Source organism: Citrobacter sp. GW821-FHT02E08 (assembly GCF_059421685.1).
This window is the reverse complement of sequence record NZ_JBWKVL010000011.1, coordinates 52,070-71,996: the sequence shown is the minus strand read 5'-3', so window position 1 is coordinate 71,996 and position 19,927 is coordinate 52,070. Positions and strand designations below refer to the sequence as shown.

The 19,927-nt window shown below is 53.1% G+C and carries 21 protein-coding genes and 1 pseudogene; 4 read left to right on the top strand and 18 right to left on the bottom strand.

The window, feature by feature from the left end; translation table 11 throughout:
- The first annotated feature begins 43 nt into the window (after positions 1–43).
- The 3 genes from folX to AC07UY_RS14930 all read left to right on the top strand — a co-directional run bounded on the left by folX (position 44) and on the right by AC07UY_RS14930 (position 1,901).
- Positions 44–406 carry a dihydroneopterin triphosphate 2'-epimerase gene (gene folX, locus AC07UY_RS14940; protein WP_494660650.1) on the top strand — a complete coding sequence of 121 codons (363 nt, stop codon included), beginning with the start codon at positions 44–46 and terminating at the stop codon, positions 404–406.
- A 21-nt stretch (positions 407–427) separates the two neighbouring features.
- Entirely contained in the window at positions 428–1,321 is an 894-nt protein-coding gene (locus AC07UY_RS14935; protein WP_494660651.1) for a TIGR01777 family oxidoreductase, read from the top strand.
- 70 nt (positions 1,322–1,391) lie between these two features.
- Entirely contained in the window at positions 1,392–1,901 is a 510-nt protein-coding gene (locus AC07UY_RS14930; RefSeq protein ID WP_494660652.1) for a GNAT family N-acetyltransferase, read from the top strand.
- A 59-nt stretch (positions 1,902–1,960) separates the two neighbouring features.
- On the opposite strand, the gene hisP is transcribed toward AC07UY_RS14930, so the two are convergent.
- The 16 genes and pseudogenes from hisP to pdxB all read right to left on the bottom strand — a co-directional run bounded on the left by hisP (position 1,961) and on the right by pdxB (position 16,107).
- Positions 1,961–2,734: a histidine ABC transporter ATP-binding protein HisP gene (gene hisP / locus AC07UY_RS14925; RefSeq protein ID WP_203360558.1), complete on the bottom strand. Its 774-nt coding sequence runs from the start codon at positions 2,732–2,734 to the stop codon at positions 1,961–1,963.
- 7 nt (positions 2,735–2,741) lie between these two features.
- Positions 2,742–3,455, bottom strand: a complete 714-nt coding sequence (gene hisM / locus AC07UY_RS14920; protein WP_271445841.1) for a histidine ABC transporter permease HisM — start codon at positions 3,453–3,455, stop codon at positions 2,742–2,744.
- A complete protein-coding gene (locus tag AC07UY_RS14915) occupies positions 3,452–4,138 on the bottom strand; it encodes a histidine ABC transporter permease HisQ (protein ID WP_162383101.1) in 687 nt (228 codons plus the stop codon). Before AC07UY_RS14915 ends, hisM begins: the two co-directional genes overlap by 4 nt.
- Before the next feature lie 94 nt (positions 4,139–4,232).
- Positions 4,233–5,015: a histidine ABC transporter substrate-binding protein HisJ gene (gene hisJ, locus AC07UY_RS14910; protein WP_203360556.1), complete on the bottom strand. Its 783-nt coding sequence runs from the start codon at positions 5,013–5,015 to the stop codon at positions 4,233–4,235.
- Between the two features lie 247 nt (positions 5,016–5,262).
- Positions 5,263–6,045: a lysine/arginine/ornithine ABC transporter substrate-binding protein ArgT gene (gene argT, locus AC07UY_RS14905; RefSeq protein WP_494701468.1), complete on the bottom strand. Its 783-nt coding sequence runs from the start codon at positions 6,043–6,045 to the stop codon at positions 5,263–5,265.
- Positions 6,046–6,332: 287 nt separating this feature from the next.
- Complete coding sequence (gene ubiX, locus AC07UY_RS14900; protein WP_494660672.1) at positions 6,333–6,908, bottom strand: flavin prenyltransferase UbiX; 576 nt, start codon at positions 6,906–6,908, stop codon at positions 6,333–6,335.
- A gap of 91 nt (positions 6,909–6,999) precedes the next feature.
- Positions 7,000–8,517 (bottom strand): amidophosphoribosyltransferase, encoded by a 1,518-nt coding sequence (gene purF / locus AC07UY_RS14895; protein ID WP_192612919.1) that lies wholly within the window; start codon positions 8,515–8,517, stop codon positions 7,000–7,002.
- Positions 8,518–8,554: 37 nt separating this feature from the next.
- A complete protein-coding gene (gene cvpA, locus AC07UY_RS14890; RefSeq protein ID WP_494701467.1) occupies positions 8,555–9,043 on the bottom strand; it encodes a colicin V production protein in 489 nt (162 codons plus the stop codon).
- A 142-nt stretch (positions 9,044–9,185) separates the two neighbouring features.
- Positions 9,186–9,281: pseudogene (locus tag AC07UY_RS14885) on the bottom strand (hypothetical protein); the annotation flags it as partial.
- Between the two features lie 6 nt (positions 9,282–9,287).
- Complete coding sequence (dedD, locus tag AC07UY_RS14880; RefSeq protein ID WP_494701466.1) at positions 9,288–9,971, bottom strand: cell division protein DedD; 684 nt, start codon at positions 9,969–9,971, stop codon at positions 9,288–9,290.
- A complete protein-coding gene (gene folC, locus AC07UY_RS14875; protein WP_494701465.1) occupies positions 9,961–11,229 on the bottom strand; it encodes a bifunctional tetrahydrofolate synthase/dihydrofolate synthase in 1,269 nt (422 codons plus the stop codon). The genes dedD and folC overlap by 11 nt, the downstream gene beginning before the upstream one ends.
- Before the next feature lie 69 nt (positions 11,230–11,298).
- On the bottom strand, positions 11,299–12,213 hold the full coding sequence (accD, locus tag AC07UY_RS14870; protein WP_494660655.1) for an acetyl-CoA carboxylase, carboxyltransferase subunit beta: 915 nt from the start codon (positions 12,211–12,213) through the stop codon (positions 11,299–11,301).
- A 155-nt stretch (positions 12,214–12,368) separates the two neighbouring features.
- A complete protein-coding gene (locus AC07UY_RS14865; RefSeq protein WP_203360550.1) occupies positions 12,369–13,028 on the bottom strand; it encodes a DedA family protein in 660 nt (219 codons plus the stop codon).
- Between the two features lie 49 nt (positions 13,029–13,077).
- Positions 13,078–13,890, bottom strand: a complete 813-nt coding sequence (gene truA, locus AC07UY_RS14860; protein ID WP_494660656.1) for a tRNA pseudouridine(38-40) synthase TruA — start codon at positions 13,888–13,890, stop codon at positions 13,078–13,080.
- The gene (locus AC07UY_RS14855; protein ID WP_494701464.1) at positions 13,890–14,903 is read right to left on the bottom strand and encodes an aspartate-semialdehyde dehydrogenase; all 1,014 of its coding nucleotides are present in this window, start codon (positions 14,901–14,903) and stop codon (positions 13,890–13,892) included. The genes truA and AC07UY_RS14855 overlap by 1 nt, the downstream gene beginning before the upstream one ends.
- Before the next feature lie 67 nt (positions 14,904–14,970).
- Positions 14,971–16,107, bottom strand: a complete 1,137-nt coding sequence (gene pdxB / locus AC07UY_RS14850; protein WP_203360548.1) for a 4-phosphoerythronate dehydrogenase PdxB — start codon at positions 16,105–16,107, stop codon at positions 14,971–14,973.
- Between the two features lie 108 nt (positions 16,108–16,215).
- Between pdxB and flk the strand changes: the two genes are divergently transcribed.
- Entirely contained in the window at positions 16,216–17,217 is a 1,002-nt protein-coding gene (gene flk, locus AC07UY_RS14845) for a flagella biosynthesis regulator Flk (protein WP_494660673.1), read from the top strand.
- Here the strand turns inward: flk and AC07UY_RS14840 are convergent.
- Positions 17,214–18,392: an MFS transporter gene (locus tag AC07UY_RS14840; RefSeq protein ID WP_494660657.1), complete on the bottom strand. Its 1,179-nt coding sequence runs from the start codon at positions 18,390–18,392 to the stop codon at positions 17,214–17,216. The two genes, flk and AC07UY_RS14840, sit on opposite strands and share 4 nt — an antisense overlap.
- A 205-nt stretch (positions 18,393–18,597) precedes the next feature.
- Positions 18,598–19,815 (bottom strand): beta-ketoacyl-ACP synthase I, encoded by a 1,218-nt coding sequence (gene fabB / locus AC07UY_RS14835; RefSeq protein WP_203360546.1) that lies wholly within the window; start codon positions 19,813–19,815, stop codon positions 18,598–18,600.
- Positions 19,816–19,927: the final 112 nt, after the last annotated feature.

The following is a 19,927-nucleotide window of genomic DNA, read 5'->3' as shown; positions in this document are numbered from 1 at the left end:
TCTCGTGTATCATGCAAAGGTTCATACATGGAGGAGACCTGCAATGTCACAGTCTGACGCTATTATTCGTATAAAAAATCTTCGCCTACGCACGTTTATTGGTATCAAAGAAGAAGAGATCAACAACCGCCAGGACATTGTCATCAATGTTGTTATTCATTATCCGGCGGAAAATGCACGCACCAGCGAGGACATCAGCGATGCGCTGAATTATCGCACCATCACCAAAAGCATCATTCGGCATGTTGAGAGCAACCGCTTCTCATTGCTGGAAAAATTAACTCAGGATGTGCTCGATATCGCACGTGAACATCACTGGGTCACTTATGCTGAAGTAGAGATCGATAAACTACATGCACTGCGTTACGCCGATTCCGTCTCAATGACGCTGAGCTGGCGACGCTAAGCGCGGACTTCGGGAGGCGGTATGGAAATAGTGGTAACCGGTGGTACTGGTCTTATTGGACGTCATTTGATCCCCCGTTTGCTGGAATCAGGACATCAGGTGACGGTTGTAACGCGCAACCCTGAAAAGGCACGCCAGATTCTGGACTCCCGGGTCATACTCTGGAAAGGGCTGGAGGATAAGAAAAACCTCAACCATGTTGACGCCGTGATTAACCTCGCCGGGGAACCCATTGCCGACAAACGCTGGACCGAACAGCAAAAGGAACGCTTGTGCCAGAGTCGCTGGAGCATCACACAAAAGCTGGCTGACTTAATCAACGCCAGCGACACACCGCCTGCGGTGCTGATCTCCGGTTCCGCCGCTGGCTATTACGGCGATCTGGGTGAAGTGGTGGTGACAGAAGAAGAGCCGCCTCACAACGAGTTTACCCATAAACTTTGTGCGCGCTGGGAGCAGATCGCCAGCAGCGCGCAAAGCGAAAAAACACGGGTTTGTCTGCTGCGGACCGGCGTGGTACTGGCGCCGAAAGGCGGGATTCTGGCGAAAATGGTCCCCTCTTTTCGTATCGGGATGGGCGGACCTATCGGTACCGGACGTCAATACCTGGCCTGGATCCACATCGATGATATGGTCAACGGGATTCTCTGGCTGCTCAATCACGACCTGCAGGGACCTTTCAATATGGTTTCGCCGTATCCCGTGCGCAATGAACAATTCGCCCATGCGCTGGGTCATGCGCTGAACCGTCCCGCCATTGTTCGCATACCGGCTACCGCCATTCGGCTGCTGATGGGCGAATCTTCCGTGCTGGTTCTCGGTGGACAACGCGCACTTCCCAAACGGCTGGAGGCTTCCGGGTTTGCTTTTCGCTGGTACGACTTAGAAGAGGCGCTGGCGGATGTGATCCACTAATCCCCTCCTCTGTTCATCACAATCGTTCCGGTGGTAAGGTGATAAGCCTAACTACCGGAATAACGACTTTATGGCGATCATTACGACATCACGACTTACGCTTTCCCCTTTTCAACCTTCAGACTGGCTGTTTTTTCTGGCGCTGCGTGAAAACCCGGACATTATGCGTTTTATGGCCAATATCAGCCCGGAAAGAGAAACCCGTCTCCTGTTTGCCCGTCGCCTTGCCGCACAGCATACCTTTGTTATTCGCGATCAGAAAAACGGGACGCCGCTGGGCGATATTGGGTTACAGATAAGTCATCTGCATCCGCAGGAAGCCGATGTCGGCTATACCGTAATCCCACCAGCGCAAGGCAAAGGGATCGCCAGCGAAGCACTCCAGGCAATCTGCCGGTATGCCTTTACCCAAACGGGTGTAAACGCGATTAACGGTTACGTGCTGGCGGATAACACACCTTCCGCACGCGTACTGGAGAAACAGGGATTTATACGTACTCAGGTGCTGGAGAAAGCGTATGAGGTAAATGGCATACGCTACGATGACTGGGTGTATCGCCTGGAGCGCAACCCGGAGTAAAAATCGGATGCGCACGCCATAACGCAGGCCCGGTTGGCGCAGCGCCACCGGGCAAAACGTTACTTCAACGATCCCTTAAGGAACTGCTGCAAGCGGGGACTTTGCGGATTACCAAACAGCTGCTCTGGATCACCTTCTTCTTCTATTTTCCCCTGGTGCAGGAAAATCACGTGGGTGGAAACATGGCGAGCAAAGCCCATTTCATGGGTCACCACGACCATCGTTTTCCCCTCTTCCGCCAGTTGTTGCATGATTCGCAACACTTCGCCTACCAGTTCCGGATCAAGCGCCGAAGTCGGTTCATCAAATAGCAGCACTTCTGGCTCCATAGCCAACGCGCGTGCGATAGAGACGCGCTGCTGCTGACCGCCGGAAAGATGCACCGGGTATTTCCCCTGAGCACGCTCATCAATGCCAACCTTCGCAAGGTACTTCACCGCGCGTTCACGGGCTTCCTGCTTGCTCAGACCTAACACCTGAATGGGCGCTTCCATGACGTTTTCCAGCACGGTCATGTGGCTCCAGAGGTTGAAATGCTGGAACACCATCGTCAGACGCGTACGCAGCAAACGCAGTTGGTTTTTATCCGCCACCTTGAGCTGACCATCAGTGTCCCGGACCAGATTAATGTTCTGTCCGTTGACCACGATTAAGCCTTCACTCGGTTTTTCGAGGAAGTTAATGCAGCGCAGAAAGGTACTTTTCCCGGAGCCGGATGAGCCGATAATGCTGATCACATCCCCGGCATTAGCCTGCAGCGATACCCCTTTCAACACTTCATGCTCACCGTAGTGTTTGTGTAAATCGATTACGTTTAATTTATTCTCAGACATCATGTTCTCAGTGCGTCGAAGGTTTTACATGCTGCAACCAGCGTTTTTCCGCTTTACGGAACAGACTGATCAGGACATACGAAATAATCAAATACAGTACGGCGGCAATACCGAATGCGGTAAACGGCTGGTAAGTTGCCGAGTTGATATCGCGGGCGATTTTCAACAAATCCGGCACCGTCGCCGTAAATGCCAGCGCCGTTGAGTGCAGCATTAAAATGACTTCATTGCTGTATGCTGGCAACGCAATTCGCAATGCGGAAGGCAAAATAATGCAGCGATACATTTTGAACGATGAGAAGCCATAAGCACGTGCTGCTTCAATCTCGCCGTGCGGTACCGAGCGAATAGCGCCCGCAAAAATTTCGGTGGTATAAGCACAGGTATTCAGCGTGAGCGCCAGCACCGTACAGTTAAGCCCACTGCGGAAAAACGCATTGAGGAAATCAGTACCTTTAACGATCTCCAGCGTATACATCCCGGAATAGAACACCAGCAGTTGCACATAAAGCGGCGTACCACGAAAAATATAGGTAAACAGCCAGATAGGAAACTGGATGAACTTATTGCTTGAGACGCGACCGATGGCCATAAACACGGCCAGAATCCCGCCCATCACCACGGAGGAAATCAGCAACCACAAAGTGATTGCCACGCCTGTATAGCGATAGCCATCGCTCCAGAGCAGGGATTTCCAGTACTCCTGAATAATTTCGATCACAGGTCAGCCCTCTTCACACCCACAGAGTAGCGACGCTCAAGAAAGAGCAGCACGCCATTCGAGACCGTGGTAAATACCAGATAGATGACCCCACACACCACCGCGAAATAGAACGGTTCCCAGGTGCTTTTACCCGCCAACTGAGTGGCTTTGACCACATCTTCCAGTCCGAGGAGTGAAACCAGCGCTGTCGCCTTGAGAATCACCTGCCAGTTATTGCCAATCCCCGGCAATGCGTAACGCATCATCGCCGGAAACATAATTCTGCGGAAGGTTTGCGAGCTGGTAAAACCGAACGCCGTTGCCGCCTCAATATGCCCTTTGGGCACGGCCATAAACGCCCCGCGGAATGTTTCCGTGAAATAGGCGCCGTAGATGAAACCCAGGGTGATAATACCTGCAACCATCGGATCGATATCAATCTGGCCGATCCCTATCGCGTCGGTCACCGCGTTAAGCGCGATTTGCAACCCGTAGAAGATCAACAGCATTAAGACCAGATCCGGCACCCCACGGATCAGGGTGGTGTATCCTTCGAAGATAAGCCCCATCGAGCGGCTTTGCGATAGCTTTGCCCCCGCGCCGACGAGACCGATGAGAACGGCCAGCACAACTGAGCTGAGAGCCAGCTCCAGCGTAACAATCGCGCCCTGTAAAATAACGCCTGAAAACCCGTACAACATGCTGCCTGTCCTGTCGTGTGTGGTAATGCTTCGCCTCTTTTTTCACCCTCCCGCATCAGCAGGAGGGAGTGGGCTTTATCAACTGCCGGGGTGATTAGCCGCCGTATACATCAAAATCGAAGTACTTTTTCGCCAGCTTCTCGTAAGTACCATCAGCACGCATTTCAGCGAATGCTTTGTTCAGGGCTTCGCGCAGCTCATTGTCTTCTTTACGCAGACCCATCCCGGTACCGACGCCGAACAGTTTCTCATCTTTCACTGACGGGCCGCCGAATTTGTAATCTTTGCCTACAGGCTGCTTCAGAAAACCTTCGCTTGCAGCGACTTCATCCTGGAACGCCGCATCAATACGTCCTGCCGTCAGGTCGGAATAGATGTTGTCCTGCCCCTGATAAGAAACGATTTCAATGCCTTTTGGCGCCCAGTGTTCATTGCCGAACGTTTCCTGAGTGGTGCCCTGCAATACGCCAACACGCTTCCCTTTCAGGGATTCAATGGTGGGCTGGATGTCAGCCGCTTTCGCGACAACCAGACGAGAATCTGCTGCATAAAGCTTGTCGGTAAACGCGATTTCCTGCTGACGTTTTTCAGTGATGGACAGCGAAGACATAATTGCGTCGATTTTCTTCGCTTTTAACGAAGGGATCAGCGCGTCCAGCGGGTTTTCCACGAAGGAACATTGTGTATTAATACGTTTGCACAGTTCTTTCGCCAGATCGATATCAAAACCGACTAATTCACCCTGCGCATTCTTCGATTCGAACGGGGCATAAGTCGGATCGGTACCGATACGAATTTTTTGCGGAATGGCTGCAAATGCGGCGGTAGCACTGGAGAAAGCCAGGACCAGAGAAAGAGACAACACCAGTTTTTTCATAACTATCCTCAACAGACTGTCTTTTATAGGGGATCTTTACAGGACCAGCAGCAGTTATCGTGCCATCAATCGGGCTGACAAGGCAAAGCATTCTACCCTGCCAGCAATATTAATTTGCATGAAAAACGCTTAAGTATGCATTCATGCTCATTTCGACAGCAACTGTTGCACCATAACAGTGCCTGGAACTTATCATGCACCGCTTTGGTTAACCAAAACGGTGCAGTAAATTTCCCACTGCGGTGAATCAGTCACCGTAGACATTAAAGTCAAAGTACTTTTTCGCCATTTTGTCGTAGGTACCGTCTTTACGCAGATCGCCCAGCGCTTTATCAAACGCCGCTTTCAGCTCGGTATCGTCTTTACGCAGACCAATACCGGTACCGTCGCCAAAGTACTTCTTGTCTTTCACAGAAGGACCGGCAAACGCATAGTCTTTACCGGCAGGCTGTTTGAGGAACCCTTCGCTGGCCGCCACTTCATCCTGCAATGCAGCATCAAGACGTCCCGCCGTCAGGTCAGAATAGATGAGGTCCTGGTTGGCGTAGGCCACGACATCGACGCCTTTGCTCCGCCAGGTATCGTTGGCATAGGCTTCCTGCGTTGAGCCTTGCAGGACACCAACATGTTTTCCTTTCAGTGAATCGAGGGTCGGCTGAATCGGCGAGCCTTTCGCGGCAATCAGTCGCGAGTCAGCGGCATACAGTTTGTCGGAGAAGGCAATCTCCTGCTGACGCTTCTCGGTGATAGAGAGAGAAGAGATAATCGCATCAATTTTTTTCGCTTTCAGCGACGGAATGAGCGCATCAAAGTCACTGGCGACCCACGTACACTTAATCTGCATACGCTTACACATTTCGTTACCCAGATCGATATCAAACCCCACGAAATCCCCTTTGGCATCTTTCGATGAGAAAGGCGCATAGGTGGTATCTGTTCCAATGCGAATCGTCTGTGGCAATGCTGCGTAGCTGACCGCTGTCGCGGAAAGTCCTACCAGCAGAGACAAAGCGAGAACCGTCTTCTTCATACATAACCCTCAAGTGGCGTAATTTTATTATGTTTTACGTTGTGTTGTGTGTTTGCAGACTTTTTCATGCAGGTCTTATGCCATTTTCACGTCAATGAGGATATTTGACGTTAAATTTGTTAATAAAACGTTGCAATATTGTCCTGATGTTGAAGATAGCAGGTATAGCGGTTGAACCGCAGCGTTTCGGTGGGTTTTGACGAATTAAATGTTGAGGATATGATCGCGGTTACAAAATTGCCCTGAAACAGGGCAACGGAATGAATTATGCGCGGGGAAAATGCAGATTATGCCCCTTGCCAGCGGGTAAAAAGATCCTGCGACAGAGCAATGTTAAACTGGTCGAGAACGCGATTAACCGTTTGATTAATCACATCATCCAGGGTCTGAGGGCGATGATAAAACGCCGGGACCGGCGGCATAATCACGGCACCAATTTCAGCCGCCTGCGTCATCAGGCGCAGATGTCCAAGATGCAGCGGTGTTTCGCGTACGCACAACACTAACGGGCGACGCTCTTTCAGCACCACATCCGCCGCACGGGTCAGCAATCCATCGGTATAACTGTGCACAATGCCAGACAGGGTTTTGATGGAGCATGGCAAAATCACCATCCCTGCCGTCTGAAAAGAGCCTGAGGAGATACTGGCCGCAATATCACGCGCATCGTGGGTGACATCAGCGAAAGCCTGCACTTCACGTAAAGAAAAATCCGTTTCCAGCGAAAGCGTCTGCCGCGCCGCCTGACTCATGACCAGATGGGTTTCCACGTCAGCAACGTCGCGCAATACCTGCAATAAGCGCACGCCATAAATCGCGCCGCTGGCGCCGCTGATCCCTACGATGAGTCGTTTCATGTTTATTTGCCCTTTCTTGCTTCAGGGCTGACTTTGCAGGATTTTACGGGGAGTTGCAAGCAAGGGCGCTGCCTGCGCCCTTGCCCGGAGAAGGAAATTACCCTTCGTTGTGCATTTCGAGGTTTTCCACTTCGTTCTGACGTTGTACCGCTTTGGCGTCGTCATTACGCAGGGTATCCAGGAAATCGAGATACTGCTGGTCAACGTCTTTCGTCACATACACGCCATTAAACACCGAACATTCAAACTGTTGAATATCCGGGTTCTCGGCACGTACAGCTTCGATAAGATCGTTCAGATCCTGGAAGATAAGTCCATCAGCGCCGATGATCTGGCGGATTTCGTCGACTTCACGGCCATGCGCGATAAGCTCCGTCGCCGTCGGCATATCAATACCGTAGACATTCGGGAAGCGAATTTCCGGCGCAGCAGAAGCGAGATACACCTTCTTCGCCCCGGCTTCACGGGCCATCTCAATAATCTGCTCGGACGTTGTACCGCGCACGATTGAGTCATCCACCAGCAGGACGTTTTTATCACGGAATTCCGCGCGATTGGCGTTCAGCTTGCGGCGTACTGATTTACGGCGCAACTGCTGACCCGGCATGATAAAGGTACGACCTACATAGCGGTTTTTCACAAACCCCTGGCGGTACGGTTTACCGAGAATGCGCGCGATTTCCAGCGCGATATCACACGAAGTTTCCGGAATCGGAATGACCACGTCGATGTCCAGATCTTCCCATTCACGAGCAATTTTCTCGCCCAGTTTGGTGCCCATATTCACGCGGGCGCTGTAGACGGAGATCTTATCGATAAAGGAGTCAGGACGCGCAAAGTAAACATACTCGAACAGGCAGGGATTGCTGACCGGATTATCAGCACACTGACGGGTAAACAACTGGCCTTTTTCGGTGATATACACCGCTTCGCCAGGTGCTACATCGCGCAGGAACTCATAACCCAAAGTATCAAGCGCAACACTTTCGGAAGCGACCATATACTCGGTACGGCCATCGCCAATATCACGTTTGCCCAGCACTAACGGGCGAATGCCATTCGGGTCGCGGAACGCGACCATGCCATGACCGATAATCATCGCCACGCACGCATACGCGCCGCGGATCTGACGGTTAGTCGCCGCGATGGCGGCAAAAATATTGTCGGCTTCCAGCGGATAATGGCGGAAGTTATCCAGTTCGCTGGCGAAGACATTGAGCAGGATTTCAGAATCTGACGTGGTGTTGATGTGGCGGCGCTTTTCTTCAAACAGCTTTTTACGCAACTCATGCGCATTGGTCAGATTGCCATTATGGGCAAGCGTAATACCATACGGTGAGTTGACGTAAAAAGGTTGAGCTTCGGAGGCGCTGGAACTGCCAGCCGTAGGGTAGCGCACATGACCGATGCCCATATTGCCTTGTAAACGCAACATGTGGCGAGCTTCGAAAATATCGCTCACTAAGCCATTCGCCTTGCGCAGGCGGAAGCAGTTGTTCGCATCAATGGTGATGATGCCCGCGGCATCCTGACCACGATGCTGGAGCACCGTTAACGCGTCATAAATCGACTGGTTGACCGGCATAACACCGGCGATACCGACAATACCGCACATACGTCTTTTCCTCGTTAAGCCACATCTCAGAACTCAGTTATGTTCTGGGCAAGAAACTTGACGAGCTTTGCAGATAGTCAAAGAACCATCTGATGATGAAACTGAACTGTGGGATAAGCTGCGACTTACTCCAGTCTTCACTTTTCGACAGGCCTGTAAAGGTATCGAGAAAGAACAGAATGGCAGCGACTATCAACGTTCCTCGCAGAGCCCCGAAACAGATCCCCAATACCCTGTCAGTCCCTGACAGACCGGTTTTCTCGACCAGCTGACCTATCACAAAATTGACGATAGCGCCGACGATAAGCGTCGCGATAAACAGTATCGCGATAGCAATCCCATTTCGAACCAGTTCGTCATCAAAGCCCGTAAACCAGACAGACAGGTAAGTGTAGTAATGGCTGGCGACAAAGAAAGCACAACCCCATGTCACCAACGATAATGCTTCACGAACAAAGCCACGGATCAGGCTAACCAGACAGGAAAAACCAATCACCGCGATAATGGCGTAATCAATCCAGACCATACATGTCCCACGATTTTACGCCCTGTCGTCCTGTTCGGGGCGCATTCTAACAGAAAAAGAAAACGTTTGCGTAGGGATTTCCTTTCCACGCGTAAATAAAAATGGCGCTGAAAAAATCTTCAACGCCATCGTACTTTTTGCATCAATGGGCACTGCCGGATGGCGGTGTAAACACCTTATCCGGACGATATAAGTGTCGAATCACAGGCCTGATAAGCGCAGCGCCATCAGGCAACAACGTCACTTAATTCGGGCTATAACCCATCACCACCCCACTTAAGCCTGAGATCTGCTGAAGCTCACCCAGTGAACTTTTCAGCTTATCTTTCGAAGCGTCAGGCCCAACGAGAATGCGGGTTATTTTACCCTGTACTGGCGTTGAGGGGGAAGTATATACCCGGAACCCCGCGCCACGAAGTTTACCAACGATCTCATTGACCTTGTCGGCATTTTTCAAGGCGCCCAGCTGTACAACCCAGGCTTTGCCGGTCGGTGCTGGTTTTTCCTCAGCGACCGGTTTCGGCGCAGGAGGCGGCGTCGGCGTCACAGCAACCGGCTGTTCACGCGGCGGTTGTGACTTCGGCTTTTCAACCGGTTTTGGTTTGGGTTGTTCAATAGGCTCAGGAACCGGATCGAGATCGGCGGTATTGTTCAACGACAGACGAGACGGATCGAGGGATGGCGCAGCCGCGTCCCCTGCCCTGACCTCTTCCGCCGCGCCTTCAGGCGGCTGCGTCGGTAGCGCCTGCGTCGCAGCAGGCATCATGTCCGGTTCATCACGATCGCCGGGTTTCGGTACCAGCGGGATCGCGGCAAACTCATCCTGATAATGTTTTTTCTGCCCATCAAGCAGCCCAGGAAGCACGATCACCCCAAGCGCGACCAGCACAATGGTGCCGACTAAACGATTTTGAAATTTACTTGCCACCGTTTCTCCCCGCGTCAATCACTTCCATGACATGTGCGACAGTGTGAAAAGATCCACACACCAGCACGGTATCCTCTGGTTTTGCGTCCGCCACTGCCGCATGCCATGCCAGAGCAACACTGTCATAGGCGTTACCGCTTCCCAGATGTTCCAGCAGTTGCTCCGCCGTCGCACCTCGCGGCCCTTCCAACGGCGCGCAATACCAGTCATCGACCACGCTTTTCAACCAGGCCAATGTTCCTGCAATATCTTTATCATGTAGCATACCGATAACAGCAAGTACTCGCCCGCTTTTCGGCAACATTTTCATACGTCCGGTAAGATATTCCGCCGCATGAGGATTATGGGCAACATCAAGAATAACACGTGGCGATTCGCTCAAAATCTGAAAACGCCCTGGTAAAATGGCCTGAGCAATCCCCTCGCGAATCGCTTTTTCACTGATGTTCAGCGCACTGGCGCGTAGCGCGGCCAGCGCAGTGGCGGCATTAGGTTGTGGCACCAGCGGCAATGGCAAATCCGTCACCGTACCGTTGCTGTCGGTAAACGACCAGCTATCGCCTGACACTTCAAAATGCCAGTCCACACCCCGACGACGCAACAGCGCTCCGGTTTCCTGTGCAACATCGGCGATGGTGTAAGGCATTTCAGGTTCGCCGACAATGGCCGGTTTTTCCGCCCGAAAGATCCCCGCTTTCTCACGACCAATGCTTTCGCGATCCGGCCCCAGCCAGTCAGTATGATCCAGCGCGATGCTGGTCACGACGCCGACATCCGCATCCACAATATTGGTGGCATCCAGACGACCGCCTAACCCTACTTCCAGGATCACCACATCAAGTTGCGCCTGTTTAAACAACCACAGCGCGGAAAGCGTGCCGTACTCAAAATAGGTCAGCGAAATCCCACCGCGAGACTCTTCGATTTCTGCAAACGACGCGGTATGCGCAGACTCGGTTAATTCTTGCCCCTGCACCCGCACACGTTCAGTGTAGCGCACCAGATGTGGCGAGCTGTAGACACCGACTTTATAGCCCGCCGCCATCAGCACGGATTCCAGCGTGCGGCAGGTCGTGCCTTTACCGTTCGTTCCTGCCACCGTAAAGACAAACGGCGCCGGTTTAAGAACACCGAGACGTGCCGCGACCTGACTGACACGCTCAAGGCCCAGATCGATGGTTTTACTGTGCAGGTTTTCCAGATAAGAAAGCCACGAGGCCAGGGGCGACGCGGCTTTAGGGATACGTTTATTGTCCATGATTTTTGTAAATTCGCTACGGTGAGAAAAGAAAAAGGGCAGCGCCGATGGCCCTGCCCTTTTCAGTTATCAGGCCTCTGCTTCCTGATCCGGTACCGGCGGTACCACCACACCTTCGCGCGGTTCATCCGGATTTGGCGCCGGGAGATTCATCAGCTTCGCCAGAACGCTTGCCAGTTTCAGGCGCATTTCCGGGCGGCGGACGATCATATCGATAGCGCCTTTTTCAATCAGGAACTCACTGCGCTGGAACCCCGGCGGCAGTTTCTCACGTACGGTTTGCTCGATGACGCGTGGACCAGCGAAGCCGATCAGCGCTTTCGGTTCCGCAATGTTGAGATCGCCCAACATCGCGAAGCTTGCCGATACGCCACCCATCGTTGGGTCGGTCAGTACGGAGATATACGGTAATCCGCGTTCCTGCATTTTTGCCAACGCTGCGGAGGTTTTCGCCATCTGCATCAGCGACATCAGCGCTTCTTGCATACGTGCGCCACCGGAAGCGGAGAAGCAGACCAGCGGGCAGTTATCTTCCAGCGCCTGTTCAACGGCACGAACGAAACGTGCGCCGACGACAGAGCCCATAGAACCGCCCATGAAAGAGAATTCAAACGCAGCAGCGACAACGGGCATGCCATGAAGCGTGCCTTTCATCACGACCAGAGCGTCTTTCTCTCCGGTTTCTTTTTGCGCGGACGCCAGTCTGTCTTTGTACTTCTTGGAGTCACGGAACTTCAGCACGTCTTTCGACTCAAGTTCGCTACCCAGTTCCGCAAGAGTTCCTTCATCTAACAGGCTATGCAGGCGATTGCGCGCCGACATGCGCATATGATGATCACACTTCGGACAGACCTCAAGATTACGTTCCAGCTCAGCACGGTATAAAACCTGACCGCAGCTATCACACTTGGTCCACACCCCTTCAGGAATGCTTGCCTTGCGGGTGGGAGTAATGTTGCTTTTAATTCGTTCAATCCAGCTCATTAGTGACCTTTCTGCCTGAACCTGGTTCGATGCCAGTTTTATCTTTGGGGGCGCATAATGCCATTTTTGCCCCCAACAGACCATGAATGTTGCACATTAAAACATAACAGCCCGAAACTTTGGATAAAAAAGTGGTCGAACCGCTGAGTTACTTTCTATTTTGCGGCACGTGACGCCGCGCGCTTATGGCGAATAATTTCAATAACCCCCGGTAATACCGAGAGCACGATAATCGCCACAATCAGCAATTTCAGGTTTTCCTGAACTACCGGCAGATCGCCAAACAGGTAGCCCGCATAGGTAAACAGCAGAACCCAAAGCAGTGCGCCCGCCACGTTGTACAGCGCAAAATGGCGATAGGACATGTGTCCCATTCCCGCCACAAATGGCGCAAATGTACGCACGATAGGGACAAAACGCGCCAGGATAATGGTTTTACCACCATGACGTTCGTAGAACGCATGGGTCTTATCCAGGTAACTGCGACGAAAGATCTTCGAGTTTGGATTACTGAAGAGTTTCTCGCCAAACAGTCGGCCAATCGTGTAGTTCACCGCATCGCCAATAATCGCCGCTACCACCATCAACCCCACCATCAGGTGAACATTGAGATCGTTGGAGGGCAACGCAGAAAGCGCCCCCGCCACAAACAGCAGCGAGTCACCTGGCAGAAACGGCGTGACCACCAGACCGGTTTCGCAGAACAGGATGAGGAACAGAATGGCATAAACCCACACGCCATATTCCGCCACCAGTTCCGCCAGGTGCACATCAATGTGCAAAATAAAATCGATAAGGAAGTAAATCAGATCCATAGTTGCTTTTGCCTATTGTCCCCGTCATATTCGGGGTATGCCATTCTGATTAGTCCGCCAAAAACAGCGGGCCCATCGGCGGTTTGGGAAGTTCAAACCGGTCAGGGTAATCTACCGCGACCAGATACAAACCTTCCGCTTTCGCCGTTGCTGCAGAAAGCCGTCTGTCCTTAGCCGCCAGCAACTCTGCGATCCAGCTCTCCGGCTGGTTGTGGGCGCCCACTTCCATCAGGCTACCGACAATATTCCTTACCATATGATGTACAAAGGCATTTGCTTTGATATCGACCACCACATACGCACCATAACGCGTCACAGTAATGTGCATCACATTACGCCACGGCGTGCGTGACTGGCACTGCACTGCGCGAAACGAGGTAAAATCGTTTTCACCAATCAGGCACTGCGCCGCCCGGTGCATACGTTCTGCGTCCAGCGGCTCATAATAGTGCGTAACACCCTTACCTAAAACCGCCGGGCGCAGCCGATGGTTGTAGATGATGTAGCGATAACGGCGCGCCGTGGCGCTAAACCGGGCGTGAAAATCATCAGGTACAGCTTTCACCCATCGCACAGCGATGTCACCAGGCAAATTCGCATTTACACCCAGTGTCCACGCAGCATCTTTACGCTGAGCGGTGGTCTCAAAATGCACCACCTGCCCAGTACCATGCACGCCAGCGTCCGTACGACCCGCACAAAATACGTTGATACGTTCGTTAGCTACCTGCGAAAGCGCCGTCTCCAGCTTTTCCTGGACGCTGCGCACTTCGTTCTGGCGCTGCCAGCCATAATATTTACTGCCGTCGTACTCAATGCCCAGCGCAATTTTATAAACTGACGGTTGTTGCTGGTCAGACATTAGTACAAATACTCCTGCACCAGTTTTTCAGCAATTTTCACCGCCATCAGCGCGCCGCCAAAACGGACGTTATCTGCGACTGACCAAAACTGGACTTGTTCCGGCATACCGTAATCGTTACGAACACAGCCGACCGAAAGCTGTGGATTACCCGTGGCATCGCCGACCTGAGTCGGGAAATCCGTCTCTTCAGACAAGACAATATCTTCGCCGCGAGAAAACGCATCACGCGCCTCTTCAGCCGCCAGTGGACGCAGCGCTTCAAAATTTACCATCTGCGCGTGGCCGTAAAATACCGGCGACTGTACGCAACTGGCGGAGATCATTAATCCCTCATCCTGCATAATTTTGCGGACTTCATCGACAATACGGCGCTCTTCGCGCACGCTGCCTTCACGATCCGGCAACAGCGGCAGCATGTTAAATGCCAGCTGACGACCAAAATAATCCTCGTCATCAATCGGAATGCCGTTAAGCAATTTCACGCTTTGACCTGCCAGTGCATCGACCGCTTTTTTACCGCGCGCGGATGCCGACAAAATGTTCGTCACCGTGATTCGGGAAAGTCCCCCTTCGTCGATCAGCGGTTTCAGTGCAGACAACAACTGGCTGGTCAGGCTGTCAGGGACCGCAATCACGTTACGGTTACGATAGTCCGCCAGGACAAACGGGTTAACGTCCGGCACGACCAGCGGGACGTCCGGCTCGAGGGCAAACAACCCGCTGCTATCAATCACCAGACAACCGGCATTGGTGGCTTCCTCCACCCAGGCAGCAGAAGCTTCAGCCCCGGCGACAAAAAACGCCAGCTGCGCCTGCGTCCAGTCAAAATCAGCGACATCCTGCACAATGATGGATTTACCGTTAAAGCGCAGATGCTCGCCAGCGCTTTCATTACGCGCCAGCGCATAGATTTCACCGACCGGGAACTGGCGTTCGGCCAGCGTTTCGAGCAGGGCTTCGCCTACGGCACCCGTGGTGCCCAGGATGGCAATATTCCAGCCTTCAGACATGGTGATTTACTCCAGAAAAACATAAGCGTCCCTGCCGAATTATTCGTCAGGGAGCATTAAGAAGACATTAATGTGTTGGGTGGTAAACGGCGTTAAAACCCAGTTTTTTCAACAGCGCAGCCGTTTCAGCGTCATCACACATCACGTACAAAGATGACCACTCACGGCGCTCAAGGTAATTCTTACGCAGTTTATCAAACTCACCCGGAACCCCGGCAACTTTTCGCAACGGGGCATCGTCGCGCCGCACATCATACACCAAATGCACCAGTCTTTTCAGCGTCGGCTGATCTAACGTGCCGTGAAGTGTAATGCGACCAAACTCTGGCGCGGGTAACAGCGTATCCAGTGCGACTTGCTGCGCCTTATCAATAAATGCGCTATACGCTTCAAAGACCTGAGTGGTGCCACGCGCTTTCCCTTCCAGGGTATAGCCTGCGATATGTGGCGTACCAATGTCGATTTTTTCCAACAATTCGACATTGAGCTCTGGCTCACCTTCCCAGACATCCAGCACCACGCTTAGCGACTGCCCGGCATTCAGTCGCGCCAACAAGGCAGCGTTATCCACCACCGGGCCGCGACTGGCATTGACCAAAATGGTTCCAGGTTTCAGACGGCGAATCATCGCGTCGTCAGCCAGATGCAGCGTCTTATATTGCCCTTGTTTAAAAAGCGGTGTGTGGAAGGTCAGAATATCCGCTTCCTGCACCAGCTCTTCAAGAGAGCGGAAATCGCCCTCGTCCCCACGGTCGGCGCGCGGCGGATCGCACAGCAACGTGCGAATGCCCAGCGCTTCCAGTCGCGCCTGCAAACGACCGCCGACATTCCCTACGCCAATAATGCCCACGGTACGATCGCGTAAAGCAAAACCATCGCGTTCAGCAAGCATCAGCAACGAGGAAAAAACATATTCGACAACCGCGATGGCGTTGCAGCCAGGCGCAGAAGAAAAGCCGATCCCAGCCTGTTTAAGCCAGGTCTCATCCACATGGTCAGTGCCTGCGGTCGCCGTTCCAACAAACTTAACGGACTTTCCGCTCAGCAACGATTCGTTCACTTTGGTGACCGAGCGCACCATTAGCGCATCTGCGTCTTCGAGTTCAGCAACGGGAATGGGGCGACCTGGAACCGCTTTTACCTCCCCCAAACGACTGAACAATTCGCGGGCATAAGGCATATTTTCATCAACGAGGATTTTCACGTCTGTCGTACCTGTTTGAGAACGAGAGTTAACCGGGCAAGTGTGCCATAATCTCGCCGCCAGGCATACTGCGAGACCTGGTTTGCAAAGATTTAAGGATTAGTGATGATGCAACCCATTTCCGGAACTCCCGCACAACCTCCCGGTGAGGGACAGAACCGTCCTTCCATCGCGGGCGAACAGCCGTTATCCACCCAACAACGTACCGTGCTGGAACGACTGATCACTCGCCTGATTTCGCTGACGCAACAGCAAAGTGCGGAAGTCTGGGCCGGAATAAAACACGATTTGGGGGTAAAAAGCGACACGCCGTTGCTTTCGCGTCATTTCCCTGCCGCTGAACAAAATCTCAGCCAGCGACTGGGCGTTGCCCAGCAAAACCACGCTAATCGTCAGGTGCTGGCGCAATTAACGGAACTGTTGAGCCTGGGGAACAATCGCCAGGCCGTCAGTGATTTTATCCGCCAGCAGTATAACCAGACTGCGTTAAGCCAGCTTACGCCAGAACAGTTGAAGAACGTGTTGACGCTACTGCAACAAGGGCTGCTCTCTATCCCACAACCGCAGCAACGCCCGGCGACCGACAGACCGTTATTACCCGCCGAGCACAATACGCTCAACCAGCTCGTGACCAAACTGGCTGCCGCCACGGGGGAATCTGGCAAGCTGATTTGGCAATCGATGCTGGAACTCTCCGGCGTGAAAAGCGGCGAGTTGATTCCTGCGAAACAGTTCACCCATCTGGTGACCTGGTTACAGGCGCGCCAGACACTCAGCCTACAGAATGCACCCACATTGCAAACGCTGCAGGCGGCGTTGAAGCAGCCGCTGGAGCCGAATGAATTTACGGCAATCAAGGAATATGCGCAGCAGAACTATCAGATCCAGCCGCAAACGGTTCTGACCACGGTCCAGGTACAGGATCTGCTTAACCAGATCTTCCTGCGTCGAGTAGAACGAGACCGGGAATTGAACGATCCTCGCCATATTCAACCGATCTACAGTCCGTTCGCGCCGATTATTGAAACCATTAAATCGCTGTCGGCACGACCCGGTCTGCTGTTTATCGCGCTCATGATTGCACTGGCTCTTTTTTTGTTGGTTTCCTAACTTTTCCTAAAAGAGAGCAATGTCACTATAATGCCTACCACTGCGGAGATCGCCCCGGCCAGAAATACCGAGGGGTAACCGCATGAGGTGGCTAATAGCCCCGCCAGAGGTGCGGTCACACCGTAGGAAATGTCCTGAAAGGCGGCATATCCGCCCAACGCGGTGCCACGTACCTGTGAAGGTACGCGTTTTACCACCTCCACGCCCAGCGCCGGGAAGATTAATGAACACCCGGCTCCGGTTAATGCCGCCCCCAGCAAAGCAAACCCTGCACCTGGCGCCAGCCAAAGCAACACCAGCCCGGCGGTTTCAACGCACAATGATGCGATTGCCACCCTCACACCGCCAAAGCGATCCGGCATCCAGCCAAACAGCACACGCATGAGCACAAACGCGCCACCAAAAGCGGTCAAGGTGAAACCCGCCATCGCCCAGCCGTTGCTGGCAAAGTAGAGCGAAATGAAGGTACCAATAACGGCAAACCCGACGCCCTGCAGCGCCAGGCCAACACCCGGTTTCCAGATAAGCCCCACCACGCTCCACAGCGAAGGACGTACGCCTGGATGAGCTGGCACTTTACGTACCGTGCCGTTAAACGCCCACGCCAGCAGCGGAAGCGCCATCGTGGTGCCCGCCAGCGCGGCAAAACCAAAATGGCTGTGGATCAATAGTCCAAGCGGCGCACCGGCCGCCAGCGCGCCGTAAATCGCCATCCCGTTCCACGACATCACTTTACCCGAACGCCCCGGCCCAACCAGCCCCATTCCCCAGGTTAATGTGCCGGTCAGTAACTGGCTTTCACCAAAGCCCAGGATCAAACGCCCGACAATCAGCAGCGCAAATTTAACCGGAATGGAGACCGGCAGCAGCGCCGCCAGCAACCACGCGACGCCCGCCAGAGCACAGGCAAACATACCCTGTAGCACAGAACGTTTCGCGCCATATTGATCGGCGAGTCGCCCGGCATAGCCTCGGGTGAGTACCGTGGCCAGAAACTGAATGCCCACGGCGATACCGACCATGGTGTTGCCATAGCCCAGTTCCTGATGCACAAATAGCGGGATAACGGGCAAGGGTAAACCGACCGTCATATAGGTCAGGAAAACCGCAAAGGCGATGCGAAATAGCGAAAAATTCGCAGACGATGTTTTTTCTGTTTGGGTTACTGCTGTCATGCGTTACTCCGAAATGCAGAGTAAGGCGAGGAAATGCCACGCCCCCTCTACCTGACCGCCAGGATTAAGGTGCGTTGGATAACGTTAAACGCCCACTATTATCAGAGAGATAATGTTGAGCGTGGAGTTTGCCTTTGGGGACCGGTTATTGTCAACGCATAAAAAAGGGAGCCATTTGGCTCCCCTCTTCTTACATCACGGATGCTTACGCTTTCAGTTTACGCATAACCAGCGTGGCGTTAGTGCCGCCGAAACCGAAGCTGTTGGACATCACGGTGGTCAGTTCGCGATCGGTCGCTTCCGTCACGATGTTCAGACCCGCAGCCTGCTCGTCCAGCTCTTCAATGTTGATGCTTGGTGCGATAAAACCGTGCTCCAGCATCAGCAGAGAGTAAATGGCTTCCTGTACGCCAGCAGCGCCCAGAGAGTGACCAGTCATCGCTTTGGTTGCGGACATAGCCGGAGAGTTATCGCCGAACACTTCGCGGATAGCGCCCAGTTCTTTCACATCACCAACCGGCGTGGAAGTCCCGTGGGTGTTCAGGTAGTCGATTGGCGTATCAACACCGTGCATCGCCATCTGCATGCAGCGCACTGCGCCTTCACCAGACGGAGCAACCATGTCAGCGCCATCGGACGTTGCGCCGTAGCCAACGATTTCCGCATAGATGTGCGCGCCACGTGCCAGAGCATGTTCGAGTTCTTCAACAACAACCATACCGCCACCGCCTGCGATAATGAAACCGTCACGGTTTGCATCATAAGTACGGGAAGCTTTATCTGGAGAGTCGTTATATTTGGTAGACAGCGCGCCCATTGCGTCAAATTCACACGCCATTTCCCAGCACAGCTCTTCGCCGCCGCCCGCAAAGACGATGTCTTGTTTGCCCAGCTGAATCTGTTCTACCGCGTTACCGATACAGTGTGCGGACGTTGCACAAGCGGAGCTGATGGAGTAGTTCACACCGTGGATTTTAAACGGTGTCGCGAGGCACGCGGATACCGCAGAGGCCATCGCTTTGGTGACTACATATGGACCCACCGCTTTCAGACCTCGCGGGCTACGCATCGCATCGGCACCAAAAACCTGAGATTTAGACGAACCGCCAGAACCGGCAATCAGGCCCACGCGCGGATTGTTCTGATAAACCTCATCTTTCAGACCGGCGTCTTCAATCGCCTGCTGCATGGAGAGATAGGAATAGATAGAGGCATCGTTCATGAAACGGACCACTTTACGGTCAATCAGACCGGTGGTGTCCAGTTTGACGTTACCCCACACGTGGCTGCGCATTCCTGAATCTTTGAACTCCTGAGAGAAAGTGATCCCTGAACGTCCTTCACGCAGAGATGCCAGGACTTCCTGCTGGTTATTACCGATGCTGGAAACGATGCCCAAGCCAGTAATCACTGCACGTTTCATTCAATACCTCTGTAAGTCGCACTATATTAAGTTTCGAATGGCACAATAGCGTACACTTGTACGCCGAACAAGTCCGATCAGCCAATTTATGCGGAAATTTGCGCCGCCAGGC